The 24,532-nt window shown below is 66.9% G+C and carries 21 protein-coding genes; 14 read left to right on the forward strand and 7 right to left on the reverse strand.

What is annotated here, in order from left to right; all coding sequences use genetic code 11:
- The first annotated feature begins 41 nt into the window (after nt 1–41).
- The 5 genes from FHW58_RS20715 to FHW58_RS20735 are packed head-to-tail and all read left to right on the forward strand — an operon-like array spanning nt 42 to nt 6,030.
- Nucleotides 42–1,463 carry an ATP-binding protein gene (locus tag FHW58_RS20715; protein WP_179675068.1) on the forward strand — a complete coding sequence of 474 codons (1,422 nt, stop codon included), beginning with the start codon at nt 42–44 and terminating at the stop codon, nt 1,461–1,463.
- Nucleotides 1,460–2,140: a response regulator gene (locus FHW58_RS20720; protein WP_179675069.1), complete on the forward strand. Its 681-nt coding sequence runs from the start codon at nt 1,460–1,462 to the stop codon at nt 2,138–2,140. The genes FHW58_RS20715 and FHW58_RS20720 overlap by 4 nt, the downstream gene beginning before the upstream one ends.
- Nucleotides 2,141–2,163: 23 nt before the next feature.
- Nucleotides 2,164–2,892, forward strand: a complete 729-nt coding sequence (locus tag FHW58_RS20725; RefSeq protein ID WP_179675070.1) for a gluconate 2-dehydrogenase subunit 3 family protein — start codon at nt 2,164–2,166, stop codon at nt 2,890–2,892.
- A 3-nt stretch (nt 2,893–2,895) separates the two neighbouring features.
- Nucleotides 2,896–4,671 (forward strand): GMC family oxidoreductase, encoded by a 1,776-nt coding sequence (locus tag FHW58_RS20730; protein ID WP_179675071.1) that lies wholly within the window; start codon nt 2,896–2,898, stop codon nt 4,669–4,671.
- A 12-nt stretch (nt 4,672–4,683) separates the two neighbouring features.
- Nucleotides 4,684–6,030, forward strand: coding sequence for a cytochrome c (locus tag FHW58_RS20735; RefSeq protein ID WP_179675072.1), 1,347 nt, complete (start codon nt 4,684–4,686; stop codon nt 6,028–6,030).
- 4 nt (nt 6,031–6,034) lie between these two features.
- Here the strand turns inward: FHW58_RS20735 and FHW58_RS20740 are convergent, their stop codons facing one another.
- Entirely contained in the window at nt 6,035–6,991 is a 957-nt protein-coding gene (locus tag FHW58_RS20740; protein WP_179675073.1) for a LysR family transcriptional regulator, read from the reverse strand.
- A gap of 112 nt (nt 6,992–7,103) precedes the next feature.
- On the opposite strand from FHW58_RS20740, the gene FHW58_RS20745 reads away from it, so the two are divergent.
- The 5 genes from FHW58_RS20745 to FHW58_RS20765 all read left to right on the forward strand — a co-directional run bounded on the left by FHW58_RS20745 (nt 7,104) and on the right by FHW58_RS20765 (nt 14,113).
- Complete coding sequence (locus tag FHW58_RS20745) at nt 7,104–7,886, forward strand: TauD/TfdA family dioxygenase (RefSeq protein ID WP_179675074.1); 783 nt, start codon at nt 7,104–7,106, stop codon at nt 7,884–7,886.
- 113 nt (nt 7,887–7,999) lie between these two features.
- On the forward strand, nt 8,000–11,506 hold the full coding sequence (locus FHW58_RS20750; protein WP_179675075.1) for a response regulator: 3,507 nt from the start codon (nt 8,000–8,002) through the stop codon (nt 11,504–11,506).
- 2 nt (nt 11,507–11,508) lie between these two features.
- Nucleotides 11,509–12,330, forward strand: coding sequence for a protein-glutamate O-methyltransferase CheR (locus FHW58_RS20755; protein WP_179675076.1), 822 nt, complete (start codon nt 11,509–11,511; stop codon nt 12,328–12,330).
- Between the two features lie 2 nt (nt 12,331–12,332).
- The gene (locus FHW58_RS20760; RefSeq protein ID WP_179675077.1) at nt 12,333–12,935 is read left to right on the forward strand and encodes a chemotaxis protein CheB; all 603 of its coding nucleotides are present in this window, start codon (nt 12,333–12,335) and stop codon (nt 12,933–12,935) included.
- The gene (locus FHW58_RS20765; protein WP_179675078.1) at nt 12,935–14,113 is read left to right on the forward strand and encodes a hybrid sensor histidine kinase/response regulator; all 1,179 of its coding nucleotides are present in this window, start codon (nt 12,935–12,937) and stop codon (nt 14,111–14,113) included. The genes FHW58_RS20760 and FHW58_RS20765 overlap by 1 nt, the downstream gene beginning before the upstream one ends.
- A 108-nt stretch (nt 14,114–14,221) precedes the next feature.
- Here the strand turns inward: FHW58_RS20765 and FHW58_RS20770 are convergent, their stop codons facing one another.
- The 6 genes from FHW58_RS20770 to FHW58_RS20795 form a co-directional block, all read right to left on the reverse strand.
- The gene (locus FHW58_RS20770) at nt 14,222–14,605 is read right to left on the reverse strand and encodes an EF-hand domain-containing protein (RefSeq protein ID WP_229265424.1); all 384 of its coding nucleotides are present in this window, start codon (nt 14,603–14,605) and stop codon (nt 14,222–14,224) included.
- Nucleotides 14,606–14,738: 133 nt separating this feature from the next.
- Nucleotides 14,739–15,215 (reverse strand): nucleoside deaminase, encoded by a 477-nt coding sequence (locus FHW58_RS20775; protein WP_179675079.1) that lies wholly within the window; start codon nt 15,213–15,215, stop codon nt 14,739–14,741.
- Complete coding sequence (locus FHW58_RS20780; RefSeq protein ID WP_179675080.1) at nt 15,212–16,195, reverse strand: aromatic ring-hydroxylating dioxygenase subunit alpha; 984 nt, start codon at nt 16,193–16,195, stop codon at nt 15,212–15,214. The genes FHW58_RS20775 and FHW58_RS20780 overlap by 4 nt, the downstream gene beginning before the upstream one ends.
- Nucleotides 16,196–16,197: 2 nt before the next feature.
- Nucleotides 16,198–17,274 carry a BMP family ABC transporter substrate-binding protein gene (locus FHW58_RS20785; protein ID WP_179675081.1) on the reverse strand — a complete coding sequence of 359 codons (1,077 nt, stop codon included), beginning with the start codon at nt 17,272–17,274 and terminating at the stop codon, nt 16,198–16,200.
- A gap of 26 nt (nt 17,275–17,300) precedes the next feature.
- Nucleotides 17,301–18,149: an outer envelope protein gene (locus FHW58_RS20790; RefSeq protein WP_229265425.1), complete on the reverse strand. Its 849-nt coding sequence runs from the start codon at nt 18,147–18,149 to the stop codon at nt 17,301–17,303.
- A 107-nt stretch (nt 18,150–18,256) separates the two neighbouring features.
- Entirely contained in the window at nt 18,257–18,943 is a 687-nt protein-coding gene (locus FHW58_RS20795; protein WP_179675083.1) for a GntR family transcriptional regulator, read from the reverse strand.
- A 218-nt stretch (nt 18,944–19,161) separates the two neighbouring features.
- Between FHW58_RS20795 and FHW58_RS20800 the strand changes: the two genes are divergently transcribed.
- The 4 genes from FHW58_RS20800 to FHW58_RS20815 all read left to right on the forward strand — a co-directional run bounded on the left by FHW58_RS20800 (nt 19,162) and on the right by FHW58_RS20815 (nt 24,515).
- Nucleotides 19,162–20,703: an ABC transporter ATP-binding protein gene (locus tag FHW58_RS20800; RefSeq protein WP_179675084.1), complete on the forward strand. Its 1,542-nt coding sequence runs from the start codon at nt 19,162–19,164 to the stop codon at nt 20,701–20,703.
- Nucleotides 20,690–21,760 carry an ABC transporter permease gene (locus FHW58_RS20805; RefSeq protein WP_179675085.1) on the forward strand — a complete coding sequence of 357 codons (1,071 nt, stop codon included), beginning with the start codon at nt 20,690–20,692 and terminating at the stop codon, nt 21,758–21,760. Before FHW58_RS20800 ends, FHW58_RS20805 begins: the two co-directional genes overlap by 14 nt.
- Entirely contained in the window at nt 21,757–22,683 is a 927-nt protein-coding gene (locus FHW58_RS20810) for an ABC transporter permease (protein ID WP_179675086.1), read from the forward strand. The genes FHW58_RS20805 and FHW58_RS20810 overlap by 4 nt, the downstream gene beginning before the upstream one ends.
- 164 nt (nt 22,684–22,847) lie before the next feature.
- Nucleotides 22,848–24,515, forward strand: a complete 1,668-nt coding sequence (locus tag FHW58_RS20815) for a PAS domain-containing methyl-accepting chemotaxis protein (RefSeq protein ID WP_179675087.1) — start codon at nt 22,848–22,850, stop codon at nt 24,513–24,515.
- Nucleotides 24,516–24,532 lie beyond the last annotated feature (17 nt).

Genomic DNA, 24,532 nt, shown 5'->3' on the forward strand with positions numbered 1-24,532 from the left:
CGCCGCTTGTGGCCGGCCCGCCAACGTGGCTAAATGGCCCGATGGTCAAGATCGGTATTACCGCCCGCCTGTTTCTCTCCTTGCTGATCGTCAGCGTGCTGACGGCGGTGGGGGTCGGGCTGGGCACGCGCTGGAGCTTCAAGCGCGGCTTCCAGGGCTATCTGAACGAGGTCGAGGCGCGCCGCATGGAGGCGATGGCCTTCGAGTTCGCGCGCGCCTACCAGCAGCATGGCAACTGGGACTTCATCCGCAACAACCGCGAGGCCTGGGAGCGCTACACCGGCGCCATCGGCCGCGAACGCGCCACCTCGCCGCGCCCCGGCGGCGATTCCATCTATTACGCGGTGCCGGACAAGGCGCCGCGCCGCCTCGGCCTGTATGACCAGCACGGCCACCACCTGGCCGGCAACCTGCAGACCGGCGACGACCTGCGCTACCAGCCGGTGCTGGTGGATGGCCAGGTGGTCGGCACGCTGGCCGGCGCGCCGCTGCGCGGCCTGCAGGAAGAGGCCGAACAGACTTTCCAGGCGCAGCAGCAGCGCGACAGCCTGTTCATCGGCCTGGCGACGCTGGTGCTGGCCGCGCTGGCGGCCGTGCTGCTGGCGCGCGGCTTCGTGGCGCCGACGCGGCGGCTGATCGCGGCCGCGTCCAAGGTGGCGGCCGGCGACTACGGCGTGCGCGTGCCGCACGCCCAGCGCGACGAGCTGGGCACATTGGCGCGCAACTTCAACATCATGGTGGCCACGCTGGAGAGCAACGAGGCGCTGCGCCGCCACTTCATGGCCGACATCTCGCACGAGCTGCGCACGCCGCTGTCGGTGCTGCAGGCGCAGCTGGAGGCGATGGAGGACGGCATCGAGCCGATCGACGCCAGCAGCCTGCAGGCGCTGATGGCCGAGGTGGCAACGCTGAGCCGGCTGGTCGAGGACATGCGCCAGATCACGCTGTCCGAGGTGGGCGCCTTCGACTACCGGCGCGAGCCGCTGGACCTGGCGGCGCTGCTGGACAGCGAAATCCACACCTGGCGCGAGCCGCTGGCGCAGGCCGGCATGGCCATCGTGGCCGAGCGCCCGCCGGCGATGCTGATCGACGGCGATACGGTGCGCCTGCGCCAGCTGCTGCGCAACCTGTTCAACAACGCGCTGCGCCACGCCGAGGGCGCCGACCAGTTGCGCATCGGCCTGCACGTGATGCGCAACCAGGCGCTGCTGGTGCTGGCCGACAACGGCGCCGGCGTCAGCGACGCCGGTCTGCCGCTGCTGTTCGAGCGCTTCTGGCGCGGCGACCACGCGCGCAGCCGCAGCACCGGCGGCAGCGGACTCGGGCTGGCGATCTGCCGCAGCATCGTCGAGGCGCACGGCGGCGCCATCGGCGCCGCGCACACCCACCCGCAGCTGCCCGCCGGCGCGCGGCGCGGCCTGACCATCCGCGTCACGCTGCCGCTGTCCGGAGCGGGCGCATGAACGCGCCGCACGTGCTGGTGGTGGAGGACGAACAGCGGCTGGCGCGGCTGCTGGTCAGCTATCTGCAGGCGGCCGGCTACCGCGCCACGGCGCAGCACGACGGCCTGGTGGTGCAGGCCACGGTGGCGGCCGGCGACGTCGACCTGATCCTGCTGGACTGGATGCTGCCCGGCATCGATGGCCTGAGCCTGTGCCGCGCGCTGCGCGCCAGCAGCGATATTCCCATCATCATGATGACCGCGCGCGCGCAGGAGGAGGACCGCCTGGACGGCCTCGACAGCGGCGCCGACGATTACATCTGCAAGCCGTTCAGCCCGCGCGAGGTGGTGGCGCGGGTGCGCGCGGTGCTGCGGCGCCGGCCGTCCGGCACGCCGCAGCCGGGCCTGCAGATCGACGACCAGGGCATGCGCGCCTTCGTTCACGGCAGGGAGCTGGCGCTGACGCCGGTGGAATTCCGCTTGCTGAAACGCTTGCGCGACGCGCCCGGCCTGGCCTTGTCACGCGATGACTTGCGCAGCCGGGTGTACGAGGACCGGCGCATCGTGCACGACCGCACGATCGATACGCATGTGAAGAACCTGCGCCGGAAACTGGAGGAAGCCGGTCTGGCCGAGGCGATTTCGGCCGTCTACGGGGTCGGCTATCGATGGGAAGCGCGCAGCGCGCGGCAACCCTGACGTCTCACAACTAGGAGAAAGCAATGTCAGACGATACACAGTCGCCGTCGCGGCGCAACCTGATTAAAAGCATGGTGTTCGTACCGATCGGCGCGGTGGCCGCGACCGGCGCGGTGCGCGCGCTGCAGTCGGCCACGGCGGCCGACGCCAGCGCGCCCGAGGGCAAGCCGGACGCGTACACGCCGGCCTTCTTCAACCAGGCGGAGTGGAAGTTCCTGAGCGCCGCGGTCGACCGCCTGATTCCGCACGACGAGCACGGCCCCGGCGCCATCGAACTGGGCGTGCTGGCATTCCTCGACCGCCACATGCAGACGCCGTACGCCGCCGGCGACATCTGGTACATGCAGGGCCCGTACGTCAGCGCCAAGCCGGAGTTCGGCTACCAGGGCAAGCTGCCGCTGCGCGACATCCTGCGCGTCGGCATCAAGAACGTGGACGGCTATTGCGCCTCGCAGTTCGGCGGCAAGGCGTTCGCCGACCTCGACCGCAAGCAGCAGGAAGAGATCCTCAAGGGCTGCGAGGGCGGCAAGCTGAAGCTGGAAGAGATCTCGGCCAAGCTGTTCTTCACCAATCTGCTGAACGAAACGCGCAACGGCTACTTCGCCGATCCCAAGCACGGCGGCAACCAGGGCATGGGGGCGTGGAAGATGATCGGCTATCCCGGCATGCGCGCCGACTATCTGGACTGGGTGGAGGTCCGTGACAAACCATATCCGATCGGCCCCGTCGATCTGGCTGGACGCAGAGGTTAAGACATGAGTATCGTAAAAAACAAAGTGGACGCCGTCATCGTCGGCATGGGCTGGACCGGCGCCATCATGGCCAAGGAGCTGACCGACGCCGGCCTCAGCGTGGTGTGCCTGGAGCGCGGCCCGGACCGCGACACCCAGCCGGACTTCGCCTATCCGCGCGTGGTCGACGAGCTGGAGGGATCGGTGCACCGCAAGTACCTGCAATCGCTGAACAAGGAAACCGTGACCATCCGCCACGGCGTCAACGACACGGCGGTGCCGTACCGCCAGATGGGCTCGTTCAAGCCGGGCACCGGCGTCGGCGGTGCCGGCAGCCACTGGTCGGGCTGCCATTTCCGCGCGCTGCCGGAGGACTTCAAGGTGCGCAGCAATGTCGAGCAGCGCTACGGCAAGAAGTTCATCCCGCAGGGCATGACGATCCAGGATTTCCCCGTCACCTACGAGGACCTGGAACCGCACTTCGACCATTTTGAATATGTGTGCGGCACCTCCGGCAAGGCCGGCGTGTTGAACGGCAAGGTGGTCGAGGGCGGCAACCCGTTCGAAGGCTCGCGCTCGCGCGAGTTCGCGCTGCCGCCGAACCCCAACTACCTCGGCGCGGAGATGTTTTACAAGGCGGCGCGCGAGATGGGCTATCACCCGTATCCGATCCCGGCATCCAACGCCTCGGCGCCGTATGTCAATCCGTATGGCGCGCAGATGGGGCCGTGCAACTTCTGCGGCTTCTGCTCCGACTATGGTTGCCTCAACTATTCCAAGGCCAGCCCCAACGCCTGCATCATGCCGGTGCTGCGCGGCCGCAAGGGCTTCGAGCTGCGCACGCTGGCGCAGGTGCTGAAGGTCAACCTGAGCGCCGACAAGAAGCAGGCCACCGGCGTCACCTACCTCGACGCGCAGGGCCGCGAAACCGAGCAGCCGGCCGACATCGTGGTGCTGTGCGCGTTCTCGCTGTTCAATGTGCACCTGATGCTGTTGTCCGGCATCGGCACGCCGTATGATCCGGTCAGCAATACCGGCACCATCGGCCGCAACTACTCGTACCAGAACCTGAACCGGGTGTCGCTGTTCTTCGACGAGACGGTGCAGGCCAACCAGTTCATTGGCATCGGCGGCGGCGGTACCACCATCGACGACTTGAACGGCAACCAGAACGACAGCACCAAGTCCGGCTTTATCGGCGGCGGCCTGGTGTGGGCACGCCAGCCGGGCGGCGGTCCGGTGCGCGGCATCGCCACCGCGCCGGGCGTGCCGAACTGGGGCAGCGCGTGGAAGCAGGGCGTCAAGGAAGCGTTCCGCCATTCGTTCTATTACGAGGTGCAGGGCTCGTGCATGTCCTACCAGGATGCCTACCTGAGCCTGGACCCGACCTACAAGGACGCCTTCGGCCGGCCGCTGCTGCGCATGACGTTCGACTGGCACGACAACGAGATCAAGGCCTCGCAGTACCTGGTGGAGAAGGCGTCCGACATGTGCAAGGTGCTGGGCCCTAAAGCCATCAAGGGCGACGCCAAGAAGGACGGCGACCACTACAACGTGACCCAGTACCAGTCGACCCACACCTGCGGCGGCGCCATCATGGGCAGCGATCCCAAGACCTCGGCGCTGAACCGCTACCTGCAGTCGTGGGACGTGTCGAACGTGTTCGCGCCGGGCGCCAACGCCTTCCCGCAGAACAATGGCTACAACCCGACCGGCATGGTGGGCGCGCTGACCTACTGGTGCGCCAAGGCGGTGCGCGAGCTGTATCTGAAAAACCCCGGCCCGCTGGTGCAGGCTTAAGGAGACGACCACATGAACAATCTGAAAAAAGGTATGGCGGTCGTCGCTGGCGTGGTGGTGATTGGCGTGGCGGGCGCGTACGCGTATGCCACCCAGGCCAGCGCCACCAGGGACATCGGACCGGGCACGGCGAACCTAGCGGCGCCGGGCGCGCAGCTGATCGACAAGGGCCGCTACCTGGCGGTGGCGGCCGATTGCGTGGCCTGCCACACGGCGCCCCAGGGCCAGCCGTTCGCCGGCGGGCTGGCGATGGCCACGCCGGTGGGCGCGGTGTACAGCTCCAACATCACGCCGGACAAGCAGACCGGCATCGGCAACTACAGCCTGCATGACTTCGACCGCGCGGTGCGGCACGGCATCGCGCCGTCCGGCGCCACGCTGTATCCGGCCATGCCGTATCCGTCCTACGCCAGGATCACCGACGACGACTTGCGCGCGCTGTACGCCTACTTCATGCATGGCGTGCAGCCGGTGGCGCAGGCCAACCACGCGCACGGCATCGCCTGGCCGCTGTCGATGAACTGGCCGCTGGCGATCTGGCGCAAGACCTACGCGCCGCCGGTGGCGCCGCTGGTGCTGAGCAAGTACCAGGGCGAGGCGCTGGCGCGCGGGGCTTACCTGGTGCAGTCGCTGGGCCACTGCGGCGCCTGCCACACGCCGCGCGCGGCCACGCAGCAGGAGCTGGCGCTGGATGAGTCGAGCCCGGCCTTCCTGTCCGGCGGCCCGGTGATCGACGGCTGGCTGGCGGTCAACCTGCGCAGCAATCCGGCCGGCGGCCTGGGCCGGTGGAGCGAGCAGGACATCATCGATACGCTGAGCAAGGCGCGCAACGCGCATTCGGCGGTGGTCGGTTCGCCGATGGCCGATGTGGTCGAGCACAGCACGCAGAATATGTCGGCGGAGGACCTGAAGGCCATCGCCGCCTACCTGAAGTCGCTGACGCCGGGGCCGGACGAGAAGGCGCGCTACGCCGCCAGCGACGCGACCGCCAGGGCGCTGAAGGCCGGGCATGACGACACGCGCGGCGCCCAGCTGTACCTCGACAACTGCGCCGCTTGCCATCGCTCGGATGCCACCGCCAACGCCAAGGTGTTCCCGGCGCTGGCCGGCAATCCGTCGGTGCTGTCGGATGATCCGACCTCGCTGATCCGGCTGGTGCTGGCCGGCAGCGCGCTGCCGTCGACCAGGGGCGCGCCGTCGCCGCTCGGCATGCCGGGCTTCGCCTGGCGCCTGTCGGACGAGGAGACGGCGCAGCTGGTGACGTTCGTGCGCCAGAGCTGGGGCAACCAGGCTTCGGCGGCGGATGCCGGCCAGGTGGCGAAGATCCGCAAGCAGATCGACGCCGGGGCGCGCCACTAGCCCCTCATTCCCGCGCAGGCGCGAATGCAGGCGTTGTATGGGTTCCGGCGTGTGCCGGAACGACGGCGGCGAGGGCCTCGGCCAGCAGGTCGGTGAACACGCGGATCTTGGACGCGCCGCGCCGGTTGGCCGGATACACCGCGTAAATGCCGACGTCCATCTCGCCCGGATTGGCCTGGTAGCCGGCCAGCACCGGCACCAGCGCGCCGGCGTCCAGGTCGGGCTGGATCAGCCAGCCCGGCAGCAAGGCCAGGCCCAGTCCTTGCAGCGCCGCCTGGCGCAGCATTTCCGAGTTATTGACATGCAGGCTGCCGCCGACCTCCACCTCGGTGGCCAGGTCGGCGTTGCGCAGGCGCCAGGTCGAGCGGCTGGCGCCATAGGCGAACAGCAGGCAGTTGTGCCGGCCCAGTTCGTCCGGCGTCTGCGGCGCGCCGTGCGCGGCCAGGTAGGCCGGGCTGGCGACGATGTGGCGCTGGTGGCCGGCCAGCTTGCGGGCGATCAGGTTGGGCTGCCGCTCCGGATTGCCGATGCGGATGGCGACGTCGATCGCCTCGTCCACCATATTGCTCAGGGCGTCGCTGAGGCGCATGTCCAGCTCCAGCTTCGGATGGCGGCGCGCCAGCTCGGGCAGCAGCGGGGCGATGTAGCGGATCGCCAGCGTGACCGGGGCGGCGATGCGCAGCACGCCGGCCGGCTCGGCGTCGCGGCCGGCGGCGGCGTCGTCGGCCTCGTCCAGCGCGGCCAGGATCTGGCTGGCGTGGTCGAAGTAGCTGCGGCCGCTGTCGGTCAGCGTGATGCTGCGCGTCGAGCGGTTCAGCAGCGGCGCGCCGAGCCGCTGTTCGAGGGCATCGACCAGCCGCGTCACCGACGACGTGGCCACACCCAGCTGGCGGGCGGCGGCGGAAAAGCCGCCATTGCTGGCGACCAGGCAAAACGCTTTCAGTTCGGCGAATCGGTCCATAGGCGGTCCATGTATTGCGTCCTGCGCAAAGGTGTGTGCGAATCTGCCTATATTATCAGCAGACTGGGCCGGGATTATAGTGATTTCAACCTTAAATGCTTTAGGAGGCAGTATGAAAATCACCCCGCTCCCCATTGGTTTTGGCGCCGAGATCGACGGCGTCGATTTGCGCCAGGCAGATGCCGGCGTGGCCGAGCTGCTGCGGTCGACCTTGCTCGAATACGGCATGCTGGTCGTGCGCGGCCAGTCATTCACGCCGGAACAGCAGCTGGCGGCCAGCCGGCTGTTCGGCAGCCTGGAGACGTTCCCGACCATGCGCGGCCAGCTGCAGGGCTGGCCGGAGATCTTCCGCGTCGCCAGCCGGCCGGAGGATGGCCATGTCGAGGTGGGCCGCTACTGGCACTCGGACGGCTCGTTCCGCGAGGACCCCACGCCGATCAGCTTCTGGTATTCGGAAGTGCGGTCGGAGGAGGGCGGCGACACGCTGTTTACCGACCTGCAGCGCGCCTACGCCGAGCTGCAGCCGGAGATCCAGCGCGAGTTCGACGGCCTGAGCACGGCGCACCGCAACGGCGTGGTGCATCCGCTGGTGCTGCGCCACCCGAAGACCGGCGTGCCGGCGCTGTACCTGAACATCGGCCTGACGGCCGGCGTGCTGGGCTACAGCCCCGACCACTCGCGGGCGCTGATGGACGCGGTGGACCGCCATTACTCGCGGGATGGCGCCACCTACCGCCACCACTGGCTGCCGGGCGACGTGGTGGTGGCCGACAACCTGCACGTGGCCCACAAGGCGACGCCGATCACGCCCGCCACGCGCCGCATCCTCAACCGCACCACCGTTCGCGCCGACGGCGTCATCTGGTATGACGGCGGAGCGCAACGGGCGGCCTGAGGATATTTGCGTGGGGGATATGTTATTTCCCTCACGCACGATTGAAATGACGGGCCAGTTAAGCTTGCGTTTGAGATAAACTTCTTGTTTCTTAAGCTAATCTGGCCCAGACCATGCCGAATTCCACCACGCTGGACGACCGCGCCTTTCGTCGTATCCTTGTTCGTAATGTCACGCTGCCGCTGGCCGCTGGCGTGGTCAGCGCCGGCGTGTTCGTCGTGTTGCTGGCGTATCTGATCACCACCATGAACTGGGTCGAGCACAGCGAACGGGTGATCGGCAACGCCAACCAGGTCGGCAAGGAGATGGTCGACATGGAAACCGGCCTGCGCGGCTACATGCTGGCCGGCGACGAGGTCTTTCTGCAGCCCTACATCATCTCCAAGCCCAAGGTGGCGGCCAACCTAGCCGGCCTGATGAAGCTGGTGGAGGACAATCCGGCCCAGGTCGACCGCCTGCGCTCCATCCAGTACCAGCAGCAGCAATGGGACCAGTACGCCCAGGAAATGATACGCCTGCGCGCCGCCAACGGCGATGTCACCGGCCCGGTCAAGACCGGCCGCGGCAAGACCCAGTTCGATGAAATCCGCCGCCAGCTCGATACCTTTGTCGCCACCGAGGTGCGCATGCGCCAGGACCGCAACGACGAGGCGCGCACCGTCACCACCTGGGTGGCGGTGGTCTACCTGATTCTGACGCTGGGCGTGGGCGGCATCCTGGCCTGGTTCGGCCGGCGCGAGCTGACCGGCCTGTCGCGCGTCTACACCAAGGCGCTGGGCGAGCATGCCGAACATGCCCGGCAGCTGCAGCAGCAGGCCTGGCTGCGCACCGGCCAGAGCGAGCTGGCGCAGCAGGGCATCGGCCAGATGGCGCTGCCGCAGCTGTCGTCGGCGCTGCTGCATTTCCTGGCGCGCTACATGGGCGTGGTGGTCGGCGCGCTGTATCTGCGCCAGGCCGACGGCAGTTTCCGCCGGGTGGCCTCGTACGGCTTCAGCGATGCCTGGGAACAGCGCGACCAGCAGATCAAGCCGGCCGAGAGCCTGGTGGCGCAAGCCGCGCTGGAACGCCGCGTGCTGCGCCTGGAGCCGGTGCCGGCCGATTACATCCAGGTCGCGTCCGGCCTCGGCGGCGGCGCGCCGGCCAGCGTGCTGGTGGCGCCGGTGGATAGCGATGGCGTGGTCAACGGCGTCATCGAACTGGGCCTGCTGCGCCCAGTCGCCGAGCGCGACATCGATCTGCTGACGCTGGTGCGCGGCAATATCGGCAGCGCCATCGAGGCCAGCCATTCGCGCCAGCGCCTGCAGGAAGTGCTGGCCGAAACCCAGCAGCTGAACGAGGAATTGCAGGTGCAGCAGGAAGAACTGCGCACCGCCAACGAAGAGCTGGAAGAACAGTCACGCGTGCTGGAAGAATCGCAGGCCAGCCTGGAAAACCAGAAGGCCGAGCTGGAGCAGACCAACGAGCAGCTGGCCGAGCAGAGCAGCGCGCTCGACCAGAAGAACGCCGAACTGCTCAAAGCCCAGCAGGACCTGGAAGAGCGCGCCCGCGACCTGGAACGCGCCAGCCAGTACAAATCGCAATTCCTGGCCAATATGTCGCACGAGCTGCGCACGCCGCTGAACAGCTCGCTGATCCTGGCCAAGCTGCTGGCCGAGAATGCGCTGGGCAACCTGAACGACGAGCAGGTGCGCTTCGCCAACACCATTTACTCGGCCGGCAACGACCTGCTGAACCTGATCAACGACATCCTCGACATTTCCAAGGTGGAAGCCGGCAAGCTGGACCTGGTGCCGGAAAACCTGTCGATCCGCCACGTGGTGGAAGGCATGGCGATGGTGTTCGAGCCGCTGGCGCAGCAGAAAAAGCTGGCCTTCCAGTTGCAGGTGGCCGACGGCGCCGACGGCCAGATGGTGACCGACCGCCAGCGCCTGGAGCAGATCCTCAAAAACCTGCTGTCGAACGCGCTCAAGTTCACCAGCAGCGGCCAGATCACGCTGTCGGTGCAGCCGGCCGCCAATGGCGCGGTGGCGTTCGCGGTGCAGGACACCGGCATCGGCATCCGCCCGGAAGACCAGCAGGGCATCTTCAACGCCTTCCAGCAGGCCGACGGCACCACCAGCCGCAAGTACGGCGGCACCGGCCTGGGCCTGGCGATCTCGCGCGACCTGGCGCATCTGCTGGGCGGCGCCATCAGCCTGGTGAGCGAGCCGGGCAAGGGCAGCTGCTTCACGCTGACGTTGCCGACCGTGTGGACCGACCCGGCGCCGGGCCCGCGCGCCGGCAGCGCCACCACGGCGGCCGCAGTGGAAACCGGCCTGAGCGCGCTGCCGCGGCCACTCGAGCCGGCGGCCACGCCGGCACCGGCGCCGGCGCCAGCCGCGCCGCGCGCGTTCGACGACGACCGCGCGCAACTGGACGCGCCGGACGCCGTGCGCGGCCGCCTGGTGCTGGTGGTCGAGGACGACGTGCCGTTTGCCCACATCCTGTACGACCTGGCGCACGAGAAGAAATACCAGTGCCTGGTGGCCTTCGACGCCGAGGAAGGGCTGGCGCTGGCGCGCCAGTACAAGCCGGACGCGGTGCTGCTGGACGTGCGCCTGCCGGACCGCTCCGGCCTGTCGGTGCTGCAGCTGCTGAAGGATGACGCGCAAACGCGCCACATCCCGGTGCACGTGGTGTCCGGCTCCGACAACGGCGAGGCGGCGCTGCACCTGGGCGCCATCGGCTACGCACTCAAGCCGACCACGCGCGAGCAGCTGATGGAAGTGTTCCGCCGCATCGAGTCCAAGCTGACGCAGAAGATCAAGCGCGTGCTGCTGGTGGAGGACGACGACCGCCAGCGCGACAGCGTGGTGCAGCTGATCTCGGACGACGACGTTGAAATCGTCGCCGTCGGCAGCGGCGAGGAAGCGCTGGCGCTGCTGCGCACCACCATCTACGACTGCATGATCATCGACCTCAAGCTGCCGGACATGCAGGGCAACGAGCTGCTGCAGCGGATGTCGGCCGAATCGCTGGCGGCCTTCCCGCCGGTGATCGTCTACACCGGCCGCAACCTGTCGCGCGCCGAGGAGGCCGACCTGCACAAGTACTCGCGCTCGATCATCATCAAGGGCGCGCGCTCGCCGGAGCGCCTGCTGGACGAGGTGACGCTGTTCCTGCACAAGGTCGAGGCCGACCTGTCCAGCGAACGCCAGCGCATGCTGAAGACGGTGCGCTCGCGCGACCGGGTGTTCGAGGGCCGCCGCATTCTGCTGGTGGACGACGACGTGCGCAACATCTTCGCGCTGACCAGCGCGCTGGAACAGAAGGGCGCGCTGGTGGAAGTCGGCCGCAACGGCCACGAGGCGCTGGAAAAACTCGACACCGTGCCGGACATCGACCTGGTGCTGATGGACGTGATGATGCCGGGCATGGACGGCCTGGAAGCCACGCGCCGCCTGCGCGACGATCCACGCTTCGCCCGCCTGCCGGTGATCGCCATCACCGCCAAGGCCATGAAGGACGACCAGGAGCAATGCCTGGCGGCCGGCGCCAGCGATTACCTGGCCAAGCCGATCGATCTGTCCCGTCTGTATTCGCTGCTGCGCGTGTGGATGCCGAACGCCGAGCGGAGTTGAGCATGCATCACCCGAGCGACACCGATATCGAGCTGAAGATGCTGACCGAGGCCATCTACCTCAAGTACAGCTACGACTTCCGCGACTACACCGGCGCCTCGCAAAAGCGCCGCGTGCTGCACGCGCTGAAGGAAATGGACTGCGACAGCATCTCGGCGCTGCAGGCGCGCGTGATCCACGAGCCGGCCGCCTTCAGCCAGCTGCTGCAGTTCCTGACGATCCCGGTGACCTCGATGTTCCGCGACCCGACCTACTTTGCCGCGTTGCGCGAGCACGTGGTGCCGGTGCTGCGCACCTATCCGTCGCTGAAGATCTGGATCGCCGGCTGCAGCACCGGCGAGGAAGTGTATTCGATGGCCATCCTGCTCAAGGAGGAGGGCTTGCTCGAACGCAGCATGATTTACGCCACCGACATCAATCCGCAGTCGCTGGAGAAGGCGCGCCAGGGCGTGTTCCACCTCGACGACATGCGCGAGTACACGCAAAACTACCAGCAGGCCGGCGGCACCCGCAGCTTTTCCGATTACTACACGGCCGCCTACAACGGCGCGCTGTTCGACAAGTCGCTGTGCGACAACGTCACCTTCGCCGACCATAGCCTGGCCACCGATGCCGTGTTCGCGGAAACCCACCTGATCAGCTGCCGCAACGTGATGATCTACTTTAAGAAGAAGCTGCAGGAACGCGCCTTCGGCCTGTTCCACGAGTCGCTGTGCCATCGCGGCTTCCTTGGCCTGGGCAGCAAGGAAAGCATCGACTTCTCGGCCTACGCGCCGTGCTTTGAGCCGGTGCTGAAGCGTGAGCGCCTGTTCCGCAAACGTTGATCATGGACACCTCCCATATCCGCACAGCACTGGCCGGCCGCAAGGTGGAGGCGGTGGTCATCGGCGCCTCGGCCGGCGGCGTTGGCGCGCTGCTGCGCCTGCTGCCGGACCTGCCGGCCGGCTATGGCTGCGCGGTGGTGGCGGTGCTGCACATTCCCGATGGGCGCCAGAGCCATCTGGCCGGGGTGTTTCAGCAGCGCATGCGGCTGCCGGTGCGCGAGGCGCGCGACAAGGAGGAAGTGGCGTCCGGAACGCTGTATTTCGCCGGATCGGGCTACCATTTGTCGGTAGAGCGCGACCGCAGCTTTTCGCTCAGCTGCGAGGCGCCGCTGCACTTCGCCCGGCCGGCGATTGATTACTTGATGGAATCCGCGGCAGACGCCTATGGCCCGGCGCTGGTTGGCATCCTGCTGACCGGGGCCAACCACGACGGCGCGGCCGGGCTGGCCGCGATCGGCAAGGCCGGCGGCCTGACCGTGGTGCAGGATCCGCACGAGGCCGAGGTGCCGACCATGCCGCAGCAAGCCATCCGCCTGCGCGCGCCGGACCTGATTTTGCCGTTGGAAGAGATACACACCCTGTTGATGATGCTGGAGAATAATTAATGCAAGACGCATCCCCCACCAAGCTGCTGATCGTCGACGATCTGCCGGAAAACCTGCAGGCGCTGGAAGCGCTGATACGCGACGACGGGCGCGAAATCTTCCAGGCGGGTTCCGGCGAGGAAGCGCTGGCGCTGCTGTTGCAGCACGACTTTGCCATGGCCATCCTGGACGTGCAGATGCCGGGCATGGACGGCTTCGAGCTGGCCGAGCTGATGCGCGGCACCGAGAAGACGCGGCAGATACCGATCGTGTTCGTGACGGCGGCCGGCAAGGAGCTGAATTACTCGTTCAAGGGCTACGAGGCGGGCGCGGTGGACGTGCTGTACAAGCCGCTCGATCCGCGCGCGGTGAAGGGCAAGGTGCAGGTGTTCGTGGCGCTGTACGAGGCGCGCGAGGCGATGCGGCGCCAGGTCGAGGCGCTGGAGACGGCGCAGCAGAAACAGGCCGCCACGCAGGCGCAGCTGGAGCGGGCGCTGTTGATGCGGGATGAGTTCATGTCGATGGTGTCGCACGAGATGCGCACGCCGCTGAATACCTTGTACCTGGAGACGCAGTTGCGCAAGATGCAGCTGGAGCGCGGCAACATGGCGGCGTTTGGCGCCGAGCAGTTGCAGCGCATGGTGGCGCGGGATGACCGGCAGATCCAGAGCATCATCCGGCTGATCGACGACATGCTGGACGTGTCGCGCATCCGCAGCGGCAAGCTGTCGTTGCGGCCGGGCTGGGTGGAGTTGTCCGGCCTGCTGCGGCGCGTGGTGCATGATCTGACGCCGCAGGCGAATACGGCCGGCACCGCGATCACGCTGGACGCGGGCACGCCGGTCAGCGGCTGGTGGGATGAGTTCCGCATCGAGCAGATCGTGGTCAACCTGCTGACCAACGCCATGCGCTACGGCTGCCAGCAGCCGGTCAGCGTGACGCTGACGGTGGATACCGACTGGGCGCGCGTGGATGTGCGCGATTGCGGTCCCGGCATCGCGCCGGAGAATCAGGCCAAGATTTTTGAGCCGTATGAGCGTGGCGTGGGCAGCGATGCGCCGGCGGGGCTGGGGTTGGGGTTGTATATCTCGCGTCAGTTGGCCGAGGTGCACGAGGGGAGTCTGACGTTGCACAGCAAGCCGGGCGAGGGTTCCACCTTCAGCCTGACCTTGCCACGCCGCGATGCGCCGCCGGAGTGAGCGCCGTAGCAGCGGACGGCACCGCCAAACCCCGCACACCGCTGCGGCCAGGGTCTGACCCCGTACGGGGTCAGACCCTTTCGTTTGGGGGGAAAGGAAACTTTAAATCTACCGCGAATGCGCTTCTTCGCGGCGCTGGATCAGGAAGGTTTTCAGATCATCGAAACTCACCGCCCCGCGTTGCGCGGTGTCGATGTGGTCGAAATTCTTGTCGACCACCGTCAGCCCGGCCTGGCGGGCTTCCTCGCGGCTGAGCGTGCCGCTGCCGTCCACGTCGGCGGCCTCGAAGCGCTTTTTCAGTTTCTGCATTGGCTGGTAGCGCAGCAAGGCCGTGCCGGTCGCGTCGCGCAGCGGCTTGCGCAGGGCGGGGGGCAGATACGGTTCGGCACCGCGCATCGCGGCCGGCGCGTCTGGTTGCGGCGCCTGGGCGCCGGCATGCGACAGGGCCGTCATTCCCACGGCGGTCAGCATGACTAATTGCAAAATCTTCATGGTTGTCTCCCCGCATCCCGATGATGCATGGTTCAGGAAGATACTTTGATCCGATTGCGCGAATTAATCAATCCAGTTTCATTCAACCGGACCGTGGTGTCTCACGGAAACATCACTTCGCCGTGGAACTTTGTTATTTGTGCCAGAAGTCCGCGTGCGCCAGCCGCGCCTCGTCTTCGCGCAGCGGGCCGATGACGTCGGTCGGGCGCTGGCCGGCGGCAAACACGGCGCGGCAGGGCAGCGACAGGGTCGGGTTCTCGGGATCGCTGCCGGTCAGTTCCAGCAGGCTGGCTTCGGACATCGCGTACACCACCCGTCCCACGCCGCTCCAGTAGGTGCCGCCGGCGCACATGGCGCACGGCTCGGCATTGGCGTACAGCGTGGCGCTCGCCAGTTCGGCCGGGCTGTATTGTTGCGACGCCAGCCGCAGCGCGTTCATCTCGGCATGCGCGGTGCGGTCGCTGCTGGAGGCGTTCATGGCTTGCGCGATGATGGTGCCGTCAGCCGCCACCACCATGGCGGCGAACGGATGGTGGCCCTCGTCGCGCGAGCGCTGCGCCAGGGCCAGCACGCGGGTGAGGAAGTCGTGGTCTTGTGCGGTGGCGGTCATCGTAGTACTCCGTAATGCAGGTTCTGTTGTTTGAGATAGGCGCGGTAGGCCAGCGACATGCGGTCGCAGGCCACCGAGACTTCGGCGCCGGGCGTCAGCGGCAGGCGCGCCGGGTGCTGGCTTTCCAGGATGGGCAGGTCTTGCGCGAAGATGGTGTCCTGGAATCCGCGCAGCGCCTCGTCGCTGGAGGTGAAGTCGTTGAGCGCCATCACGATCCACGCGCGCGTGGTGGTTTCGGTCAGCGGCTGCAGCAGCAGCGCGATCGCCTCCGGCATGGCGCCCGGCGGGTGCTTGGTCAGGATGGCCGTCAGCGGGCGCACCACGCGGTAGCTGTATTCGATATCGCTGCCGCCGGTGGCGGCCTTGCTGGCCTGCGGCTGGTAGGCGTGGCACTGGCGCGCCCACACGCCGCTGCCATAGTCGGCATCGTCGAAGATCTCGACGCGGTAGTCGGCGATGACCGGATGGCGCGGGTCGCCCAGTATGCCCTCGTGCACAAACGCGAAGTGCGCCATGTCGAGGAAGTTCTCGACGATGCGCGGGCCGCTGCTGCGCACATCGTAAGGACCGCACCACACCTTGCGCAGCCGCGCATCGCCGAATTCCGGAAACGCCGGCGGCCCGTCCAGCGCCGGCGTGCCGAGGCAGACCCACGCCAGGCCATACTGTTCCAGCACGTGGTACACCGCCACCTGCGCCTTCAACGGCGCGTGCGGCAGCGCGGGGATGTGCGTGCAGCGGCCCTGCTTGCCGAACGCCCAGCCGTGATAAGGACAGGTCAGCGTGTCGTCGCGCAGCGCGCCCATGGACAGCCGCGTGCCGCGATGCGGACAGCGGTCTTCCCACGCGCGCAGCACGCCGCCGCTGTCGCGCCACAGCAGCACGCGCGTCTCCAGCAGGTCGGTGGCCAGCAGGGCGCCGGCCGCGATCTGCGTGGAGAGCGCGACCGGGTGCCAGTCGTTCAGCAGGACCGGGTCCATGCTCACTTCGGCATGGTGCCTTCCACACCCTGCACGTAGAAGTTCATGCCCAGCAGGTCCTTCTCCGGCGCCTTGACGCCGGCCGCGTACTTGATGGCGCCCGACTGGTCCTTGATCGGGCCGGTGAACGGCGCAAAGGTGCCGGCGGTCAGCGCGGCCTTTTTCTCCTCGAACGCTTTCACGGCGTCGGCCGGCACCACCGCGTTAATCTTCGACATCTTGACCATGCCTTCCTTCAGGCCGCCGCGATATTCGTTGGTCTTCCAGGTGCCGGCCAGCACGGCCTTGGCGGTGTCGACGTAGTAGCCGGTCCAGTCGTTGGTGGCGGCGGTCAGGTGCGCCTTGGGCGCGAACTTGGACATGTCCGAGTCCCAGCCGAACGCATATACGCCCTTTTCCTGCGCCACCTGCAGCGTGGCCGGCGAGTCGGTGTTCTGCGCCATCACGTCCGCGCCTTGCGCCACCAGGGTTTCCGCCGCCTGGCGCTCCTTCGCCGGGTCGTACCACGAGTTCACCCAGATAACCTTGGTCTTGATTTTCGGGTTGACGCTCTGCGCGCCCAGCGTGAAGGCGTTGATGTTGCGGATGACCTCGGGCACCGGGAAGGAGGCGATGAAGCCCAGCGTGTTCGACTTGGTCATCTTGCCGGCCAGGATGCCGTCGAGGTAAGCGCCTTCGTACAGGCGCGATTCGTAGGTGCCCATGTTCTTGCCGGTCTTGAAGCCGGTGGCGTGCAGGAACACCACGCCCGGCGCGCTCCGGGCCACTTTCTCGGTCGCGTTCATGTAGCCGAACGAGGTGGTGAAAATCAGCTTGTTCCCTTCCGCCACCAGCTTGCGGATCACGCGCTCGGCGTCCGCGCCTTCCGGCACGTTTTCCACGTAGGTGGTTTTGACCTTGCCGGCCAGCTCCTTCTCCATCGCCAGGCGGGCCTGGTCGTGGGCGTAGGTCCAGCCGGCATCGCCGACCGGGCCAACGTAGACGAAGCCGATCTTCAGCGGCTCCGCCGCGAACGATGGCGCGGCGGCCAGGGTTGCTGCTGCGGCCAGGGTAGCCAGTACTGTGCGACGATTCATCATACGGTTTCCTTTACGTTGAGAAGAAGTTAGAAGTGGTATTCCGCGCGCACCATCGGCGTCTTGGCGGTGGCGCCGGGCACGATGCGGTCGGGGTTGCCGAATTTGTTTTTCCAGTACTGGTACTCGACGCCGATCTTGAAGGTGTTCTTCGGCGTGCCGAAAGTCTCGCTGATGTCGTACATGATCTGCATGTCGATGTTGGTCTCGGGGGCGGTGCCGCCGCCGAATTCGTTGGTGCCCTTGCCGGTGATGAAGTTGGCGTAGCCTTCGAACGACAGCGGAATGCCGATGTTGAACGGGATGCCCCAGGCGCCGGTCAGCATGGCGTGCGTCTTGTAGGCGTAGCGCGGCGTGGCCTGGTTGGTGTAGCCGTTGTACGGCGCGTTGGATTCCCACAGCGCGAGCAGGCTGATATCGAGGAAGCCCGGCACGTCCATCATCAGCGTGGGGCCGAGCACCAGCATGCGCTTCTTGGAGTTGTAGCCGGCATCGGTCTTGCTGTTGTAGTCAAAGCCGCCGCTCAGCCCGACGCCGCGCACCGGGCCGAAGGCGTAGCTCTTGTTGAAGATCTTGCCGAAGTCCAGCGTGTGGCGATACACCACGTAGGCCTCGTGCGCGCCGGCGTTGGAGCCGGCCGCCGACGGATCGAGCTCCGACGACATCAGCAGGTCGACGCTGAAGAAGTTCTTGCCGTACTTGTAGCCGGACACGCTGCTCAGGTTGACGATGTTCTTGGTGATGTCGTTGTTGTTGTATGGCTCGGCGAATTTGGTGCCGTAGCGGTAGCTGAGCGAGGTGTCGGTCCAGTCGGCGGCTTGCGCGCTGCAAGCGGCGAAGAGGGCGAGGACTGCGGTGCTGCGGGCGAGACGTGGCATTGTGAACTCCATGGTGGGTTTGAAAGCACTTTGTTTTTGTATCCAATTTGTTTAGATAATTGGATTCAATCTCGTCTACCCCCTTTAGCAATAAGCGGGCCAAGTTCTTAGAAACCCGACAACGCTTCCGCCAGATTCACTTTCTTGTATTGCTCGGCAAGACGCAGCCGCGCCTCGATCTCCAGCAGGTGGTGCTCGATCAGGTGGGTGGCTTCCTTGACCTTGCGCTTCTCGATCAGCGTGGCCAGATCCTGGTGCTCGCCGTTCTCGCACATGGCGCTGCCGGGCGTTTCGTACAGCGCGATGATGAGCGAGCAGCGTGACACCAGTTCCGCCATGAAGCGCTGCAGCACGCGGTTGCCGGCCAGTTCCGCCAGCAGCAGGTGGAACTCGCCGCCCAATCGTATCCACGCGGCGCGGTCGCCGCCGCGGCGCGCCGCGTCTTCGGCCGCGATGGCGGCGCGGATCTGCTGCAGCGATTCCGGTGTGGCGTGCTGGATCACCAGCGGCACGATCTCGCGTTCCAGCGCGCGGCGGGCGGCGAAAATGTCGCGCGCCTCCTGCGGCGTGGGCGAGGCCACCACCGCGCCGCGATTGGGCCGCAGCTCGATGATGTGATCGTGCGCCAGCCGTTGCAGCGCCTTGCGCACGATGGTGCGGCTGACGTTATACAGCTCGCAGAAATCCGCTTCGCCCAGGTGGGTTCCGGGCGGCAGGCGGTGGCTCATGACGGCGTTGACCACCGCCTTGTAGATGCGCATATCGATGGCGGTGGTACCGCGCTTGGTAGGCATGGGAAAAACTCCGATATCTGTGGATACGATTCCGATAAAGCAGGAAGCGTGCTAAGTCGTATACAAAGTTATTGCACCATTCGCACGGTTTTGGGGAGCGCGGCATCCCGCTTTAGTGCAGTGCGCCGCCAAAACAGCGCATCTCCCTTGGGCTGCGCGTGGCATGCTAATTGCGTCTGATGCGGCATCCGATTTGTATACGATGAAGGAAGGCGCCGATGACTGAACCGCGCTTGCAGATGCTGGGCATCTCCAAGATCTATCCCTCGGTGGTGGCCAACGCCGATGTGAACCTGAGCGTGATGCCGGGCGAGATCCACGCCGTGCTGGGCGAGAATGGCGCCGGCAAGAGCACGCTGATGAAGATTATCTACGGCGTGGTCAAGCCAGACGATGGCCAGGTCATGTGGGAAGGCCGCCAGGTGCATATCCACTCGCCGCACGACGCGCGCAAGCTGGGCATCGGCATGGTGTTCCAGCACTTCGCGCTGTTCGAGACGCTGACGGTGGCCGAGAACATCGCGCTGGCGCTGGACCAGAAGCTGTCGCCGGCGGCGCTGGCGCCGCGCATCAAGACGGTGTCGGAACAATATGGCCTGCCGCTCGATCCGCAGCGGCTGGTGCACAGCATGTCGGTCGGCGAGCGGCAGCGGGTGGAGATCGTGCGCTGCCTGCTGCAGTCGCCCAAGCTGCTGATCATGGACGAGCCGACCTCGGTGCTGACGCCGGACGCGGTGCTCAAGCTGTTCGAGTCGCTGCGGCGGCTGGCGGCGGAGGGCGTCAGCATCCTGTACATCAGCCACAAGCTCGATGAGATCCAGGCGCTGTGCGACAAGGCCACGGTGCTGCGCGCCGGCCGCGTGTCCGGCACCGCGCTGCCGAAGCAGGAAAGCGCGAAGTCGCTGGCGGAACTGATGATCGGCCGCGAACTGCCGGTGTGCGTGCAGCAGCCGCGCGCGCCGGGCGAGGTGCGGCTGTCGCTGGAGAACCTGAATGTGCGGAGCGGCGATCCATTCGGCACCCGCCTGAAGGACATCAGCCTGGCGCTGCGCGGCGGCGAGATCGTCGGCATCGCCGGCATTTCGGGCAATGGCCAGCAGGAGCTGCTGAAGGTGATTTCCGGCGAACGCACGCTGGGCCAGCGCGAGGGCGCGATACGGCTGGGCGAGCGCGATGTCGGCGCGCTGGACGCGGCGCAGCGCCGCCAGCTCGGCCTGGGCTTCGTGCCGGAGGAGCGCCTGGGGCGCGGCGCCGTGCCCGCACTGTCGCTGGCCGACAACGCGCTGCTGACCGGCTACGTGCCGGCCGCCGCCACCGGCATGGTCCGGCGTGGCCTGATACAGCGCGGCGCGGTGCAGGCGTTCGCGCGGCAGGTCATCGAGCGCTTCAAGGTCAAGTGCGGCGGCGCGCAGTCGGCCGCCGCCAGCCTGTCCGGCGGCAACCTGCAGAAGTTCATCGTCGGCCGCGAGATCATGCTGGCGCCGAAGGTGATGGTGTTCGCGCAGCCCACCTGGGGCGTGGACATTGGCGCCGCCATGCTGATACGCCAGGCCATCATCGACATGCGCGACCAGGGCGTGGCGGTGCTGGTGCTGTCCGAGGAACTGGACGAATTGTTCATGATGAGCGACCGCATCGCCGTGCTGGCCGATGGCCGCCTGTCGCGCGCGGTGCCGGCCAAGGCCACCAGCATCAACCAGATCGGCGTGTGGATGAGCGGCGATTTCCATGATCAAGGAGCAGAGCATGTCCCGGCTTGAACGACGTCCCGAACCTTCGCGCCGCATGATGCTGGCGTCGCCGCTGATCGCGGCGGCGGCCATGCTGCTGAGCGGATCGCTGCTGTTCTTCTTCATCGGCCAGGCGCCGCTGCACGCGTTCTACGTCTACTTCGTCAAGCCGTGGACCACGCTGTACAGCGTGGGCGAGCTGCTGCTGAAGGCGACGCCGCTGATCCTGTGCGGCGTCGGGCTGGCGCTCGGCTTCCGCGCCAACGTCAACAACATCGGCGCCGACGGCCAACTGACCATCGGCGCGATCTGCGCCGGCGCGGTGGCCTTGTATTTCGATGAAGTGCAGGCATGGTGGGTGCTGCCGCTGATGCTGCTGGCCGGCGCCGCCGGCGGCATGCTGTGGGCGGCGATACCGGCGCTGCTGCGCACGCGCTTCAACACCAGCGAGATCCTGGTCAGCCTGATGATGGTCTACGTGGCCTACCACCTGCTCAGTTATCTGGTGCACGGGCCGATGCGCGACCCGGCCGGCTTCAACTTCCCGCAGTCGAAGATGTTCAGCGAGTCGGCCACGCTGCCGCTGCTGGTGGAGGGCTTGCGCGTCAACGCCGCCGTCATCCTGTCGCTGCTGGCGGCGGGCGCCGCGTGGTTCTTCTGCAAGCACACGTTTGCCGGCTACCGCATGCAGGTCAGCGGCATGGCGCCGGCGGCGGCGCTGTACGCGGGCTTCAGCGAGCCGCGCAACGTCTGGCTGGCGTTCATGGTCAGCGGCGCGCTGGCCGGCATCGCCGGTGTGGGCGAGGTGGCCGGGCCGCTGGGGCAGTTGCAGCCGTCGGTGTCGCCGGGCTATGGCTTTGCCGCCATCATCGTCGCCTATGTCGGGCGGCTGCATCCGCTGGGCGTGGTGCTGTCGGCGCTGCTGATGTCGCTGCTGTACATCGGCGGCGAGACGGCGCAGATCGAGCTGCAGACGCCGTCCGCCATCACCGGCATCTTCCAGGGCCTGCTGCTGTTTTACCTGCTGGCCGCCGACCTGTTCATCCACTACCGCATCAAGCCGCACACGCGAGGAGCCACCGCATGATGACCACTGAATTGTTGATCGCCTTCCTGGCCAGCACCGCCGGCGCGGCCACGCCGCTGGTGGTGGCGTCGATGGGCGAACTGGTGACGGAGCGCTCCGGCGTGCTCAATCTGGGCATGGAGGGCATGATGCTGGTGGGGGCGGTGACCGGCTTCGGCGTCACGCTCGGTACCGGCAGCATGGTCGCCGGCCTGCTGGCGGCGGCGGCGGCGGGCATGCTGATGTCGCTGATCTTCGGCTTCCTGGTGCTGACGCTGCAGACCAACCAGGTGGCCACCGGACTGGCGCTGACCTTGTTCGGCATCGGCGCCTCGGCCTTCCTGGGGCAGGGCTTCGTCGGGCAGACGGTGGCGCCGATGCCGCATCTGCATGTTCCGCTGCTGTCCGCGCTGCCGTTTGTCGGGCCGCTGCTGTTCCGCTTCGACGCCATGGTCTACCTGTCGGTGGCGCTGGTGGCGCTGGTCGGCTGGATGCTGGCGCGCACGCGGCTGGGCCTGGTCATCCGCGCGGTGGGCGAGTCGCCGCACAGCGCCCACGCCATCGGCTTTCCGGTGATCGGCCTGCGCTACGGCACGGTGCTGTTTGGCGGCGCACTGGCGGGACTGGGCGGCGCCTACCTGTCGCTGGCGCTGACGCCGATGTGGGTGGAGGGCATGACCGCGGGACGCGGCTGGATCGCGCTGGCGCAGGTGGTGTTCGCCACGTGGAAGCCGCGCGGCGTGCTGGTGGGCGCCTATCTGTTCGGCGGCGTGACGGTGCTGCAGTTCCACGGCCAGGGCATGGGGCTGGCGATTCCGTCCGAGTTTTTGTCGATGCTGCCTTACCTCGCCACGATCGTGGTGCTGGTCATCATCTGCCGCAATCCGCAGACAATCTTGTTGAATAAGCCAATGTCGCTTGGTCAGAATTTCAAACCTGACTAGATTGCCTGTTGTATCGCCGCAAAAATTGTGGCATTGCGACAATTGGTGACTATCGCGCGCCAAAAAACTTCTATTGTGGGTACACAGGCCGTTGCGCGCCTGTGGCGCCCCCCAGCCCCCGGTTCGCCTCTACTGATCCCACAAAAGCAAATAAAGGAGCCGTCATGCGAGTAAACAGCCCGGTCACGTCCAATGAATATGTGATGGAGGATGGCAAGACCATCGTCTCCAGCACCGATTTGCAGGGCAACATCAATTACGCCAATCCCTACTTCATCGAAGTCAGCGGCTTTACCGAAGAGGAGCTGATGGGCGCGCCGCAAAACATCGTGCGCCATCCTGACATGCCGGTCGAGGCCTTTGCCGACCTGTGGGCCACCATCAAAAGCGGCACGCCCTGGACCGGGCTGGTGAAGAACCGCTGCAAGAACGGCGATTTCTACTGGGTGCTGGCCAACGTCACGCCGGTGATCGAGAACGGCAAGCCGGTCGGCTATCTGTCGGTGCGCACCAAGCCGTCACGCGAGCAGGTGCGCGAGGCCGACGCGCTGTACCGCGAAATCAGCCAAGGCAATCCGCGCCAGCTGCGCATCGTCAAAGGGCGGGCGGTGCGCACCGGCATGCTGGCACGCCTGACAGCGCTGACGGCGATGTCGCTGCCGACGCAGATCGCCGCCGCCACCAGCTTGCTGGTGGGCGCACTGGCGGCGCTGGCCCTGCTGCTGCTGGTGCTGGACGACGGCGCCGTGGCCAGGGCCAACGGCTGGCTGGCCGGCGCCGCGCTGGCGGCCATGCTGGGCACGCTGGCGTTTGGGCGCCACCTGTACGTCAACGTGGCGCTGCCGTTGCGGCGCGCCACCAAGGCGGCACGCATGATGGCGGGCGGCGACCTGACCGCCACCATCGAGATCCAGCGCGACGACGAGGTCGGCCAATTGCTGGCGGCGCTGCGCCAGACCAATATCAACCTGCACAGCATCATCGGCGACGTGCGCGCCAACTTCGACCAGATCTCGCAGGCCACCGACGAAATCGCCGATGGCAATATGGACCTGTCCGGCCGCACGGAGTCGCAGGCGTCCAGCCTGCAGCAGACCGCCTCCAGCATGGAGGAGCTGACCGCCACCGTGCAGCAGAGCGCGACCAACGTGGCCAGCGCCAACCAGCTGGCCGAGCGCGCGCGCGAGGTGGCCACGCAGGGCGGCAACATCGTGTCGCAGGTGGTGTCGACCATGGGCGATATCAGCGCGTCGTCCAACAAGATCCTGGACATCATCGGCCTGATCGACGGCATCGCCTTCCAGACCAATATCCTGGCCCTGAACGCGGCGGTGGAGGCGGCGCGCGCCGGCGAGCAGGGACGCGGCTTCGCGGTGGTGGCCAGCGAGGTGCGCGGACTGGCGCAGCGTTCGGCCACGGCGGCCAAGGAAATCAAGGAGCTGATCGATACCTCGATCCAGAAGGTGCAGGCCGGCACGGCGCTGACCAACAACGCCGGCGTCACCATGAACGAGGTGATCGAATCGGTGTGCCGGGTGTCGAAGGTGATGGGCGAGATTTCCGATTCCACCCGCGAGCAGAGTTCCGGCATCGGCCAGGTCAACCAGGCGGTGATCAAGATCGACGACATCACGCAGCAGAACGCGGCGCTGGTGGAGCAGGCGGCGGCGGCGGCCGGCAACCTGGCGCAGCAGGCGCGCTGCGTGTCGCAGGCGATCGCGGTGTTCAAGCTGCAGCAGGGACCGGGCCACGCGCGGCCGGGTCGGCCGGTGGGCGGGCAGCCTTCGCGGCCGCCGGCCAGCGCCAAGCCGCAGTTGCGCCTGCCCGCTTGATATCATATTGCCTTTCG

Origin of the sequence: Duganella sp. 1224, assembly GCF_013408245.1 — a bacterium.
In the GTDB taxonomy this organism is placed as follows: domain Bacteria; phylum Pseudomonadota; class Gammaproteobacteria; order Burkholderiales; family Burkholderiaceae_D; genus Rugamonas.

Excerpts from the sequence above, each read along its gene's own strand:
- FHW58_RS20730 (WP_179675071.1), top strand. The coding sequence starts at position 2,896 with ATGAGTATCGTAAAAAACAAAGTGGACGCCGTCATCGTCGGCATGGGC.
- FHW58_RS20745 (WP_179675074.1), top strand. The coding sequence starts at position 7,104 with ATGAAAATCACCCCGCTCCCCATTGGTTTTGGCGCCGAGATCGACGGC.
- FHW58_RS20765 (WP_179675078.1), top strand. The coding sequence starts at position 12,935 with ATGCAAGACGCATCCCCCACCAAGCTGCTGATCGTCGACGATCTGCCG.
- FHW58_RS20815 (WP_179675087.1), top strand. The coding sequence starts at position 22,848 with ATGCGAGTAAACAGCCCGGTCACGTCCAATGAATATGTGATGGAGGAT.
- FHW58_RS20755 (WP_179675076.1), top strand. The coding sequence starts at position 11,509 with ATGCATCACCCGAGCGACACCGATATCGAGCTGAAGATGCTGACCGAG.
- FHW58_RS20725 (WP_179675070.1), top strand. The coding sequence starts at position 2,164 with ATGTCAGACGATACACAGTCGCCGTCGCGGCGCAACCTGATTAAAAGC.
- FHW58_RS20805 (WP_179675085.1), top strand. The coding sequence starts at position 20,690 with ATGTCCCGGCTTGAACGACGTCCCGAACCTTCGCGCCGCATGATGCTG.
- FHW58_RS20740 (WP_179675073.1), bottom strand. The coding sequence starts at position 6,991 with ATGGACCGATTCGCCGAACTGAAAGCGTTTTGCCTGGTCGCCAGCAAT.
- FHW58_RS20750 (WP_179675075.1), top strand. The coding sequence starts at position 8,000 with ATGCCGAATTCCACCACGCTGGACGACCGCGCCTTTCGTCGTATCCTT.
- FHW58_RS20735 (WP_179675072.1), top strand. The coding sequence starts at position 4,684 with ATGAACAATCTGAAAAAAGGTATGGCGGTCGTCGCTGGCGTGGTGGTG.
- FHW58_RS20770 (WP_229265424.1), bottom strand. The coding sequence starts at position 14,605 with ATGAAGATTTTGCAATTAGTCATGCTGACCGCCGTGGGAATGACGGCC.
- FHW58_RS20795 (WP_179675083.1), bottom strand. The coding sequence starts at position 18,943 with ATGCCTACCAAGCGCGGTACCACCGCCATCGATATGCGCATCTACAAG.
- FHW58_RS20720 (WP_179675069.1), top strand. The coding sequence starts at position 1,460 with ATGAACGCGCCGCACGTGCTGGTGGTGGAGGACGAACAGCGGCTGGCG.
- FHW58_RS20800 (WP_179675084.1), top strand. The coding sequence starts at position 19,162 with ATGACTGAACCGCGCTTGCAGATGCTGGGCATCTCCAAGATCTATCCC.
- FHW58_RS20780 (WP_179675080.1), bottom strand. The coding sequence starts at position 16,195 with ATGGACCCGGTCCTGCTGAACGACTGGCACCCGGTCGCGCTCTCCACG.
- FHW58_RS20785 (WP_179675081.1), bottom strand. The coding sequence starts at position 17,274 with ATGATGAATCGTCGCACAGTACTGGCTACCCTGGCCGCAGCAGCAACC.
- FHW58_RS20790 (WP_229265425.1), bottom strand. The coding sequence starts at position 18,149 with ATGCCACGTCTCGCCCGCAGCACCGCAGTCCTCGCCCTCTTCGCCGCT.
- FHW58_RS20775 (WP_179675079.1), bottom strand. The coding sequence starts at position 15,215 with ATGACCGCCACCGCACAAGACCACGACTTCCTCACCCGCGTGCTGGCC.
- FHW58_RS20715 (WP_179675068.1), top strand. The coding sequence starts at position 42 with ATGGTCAAGATCGGTATTACCGCCCGCCTGTTTCTCTCCTTGCTGATC.
- FHW58_RS20810 (WP_179675086.1), top strand. The coding sequence starts at position 21,757 with ATGATGACCACTGAATTGTTGATCGCCTTCCTGGCCAGCACCGCCGGC.
- FHW58_RS20760 (WP_179675077.1), top strand. The coding sequence starts at position 12,333 with ATGGACACCTCCCATATCCGCACAGCACTGGCCGGCCGCAAGGTGGAG.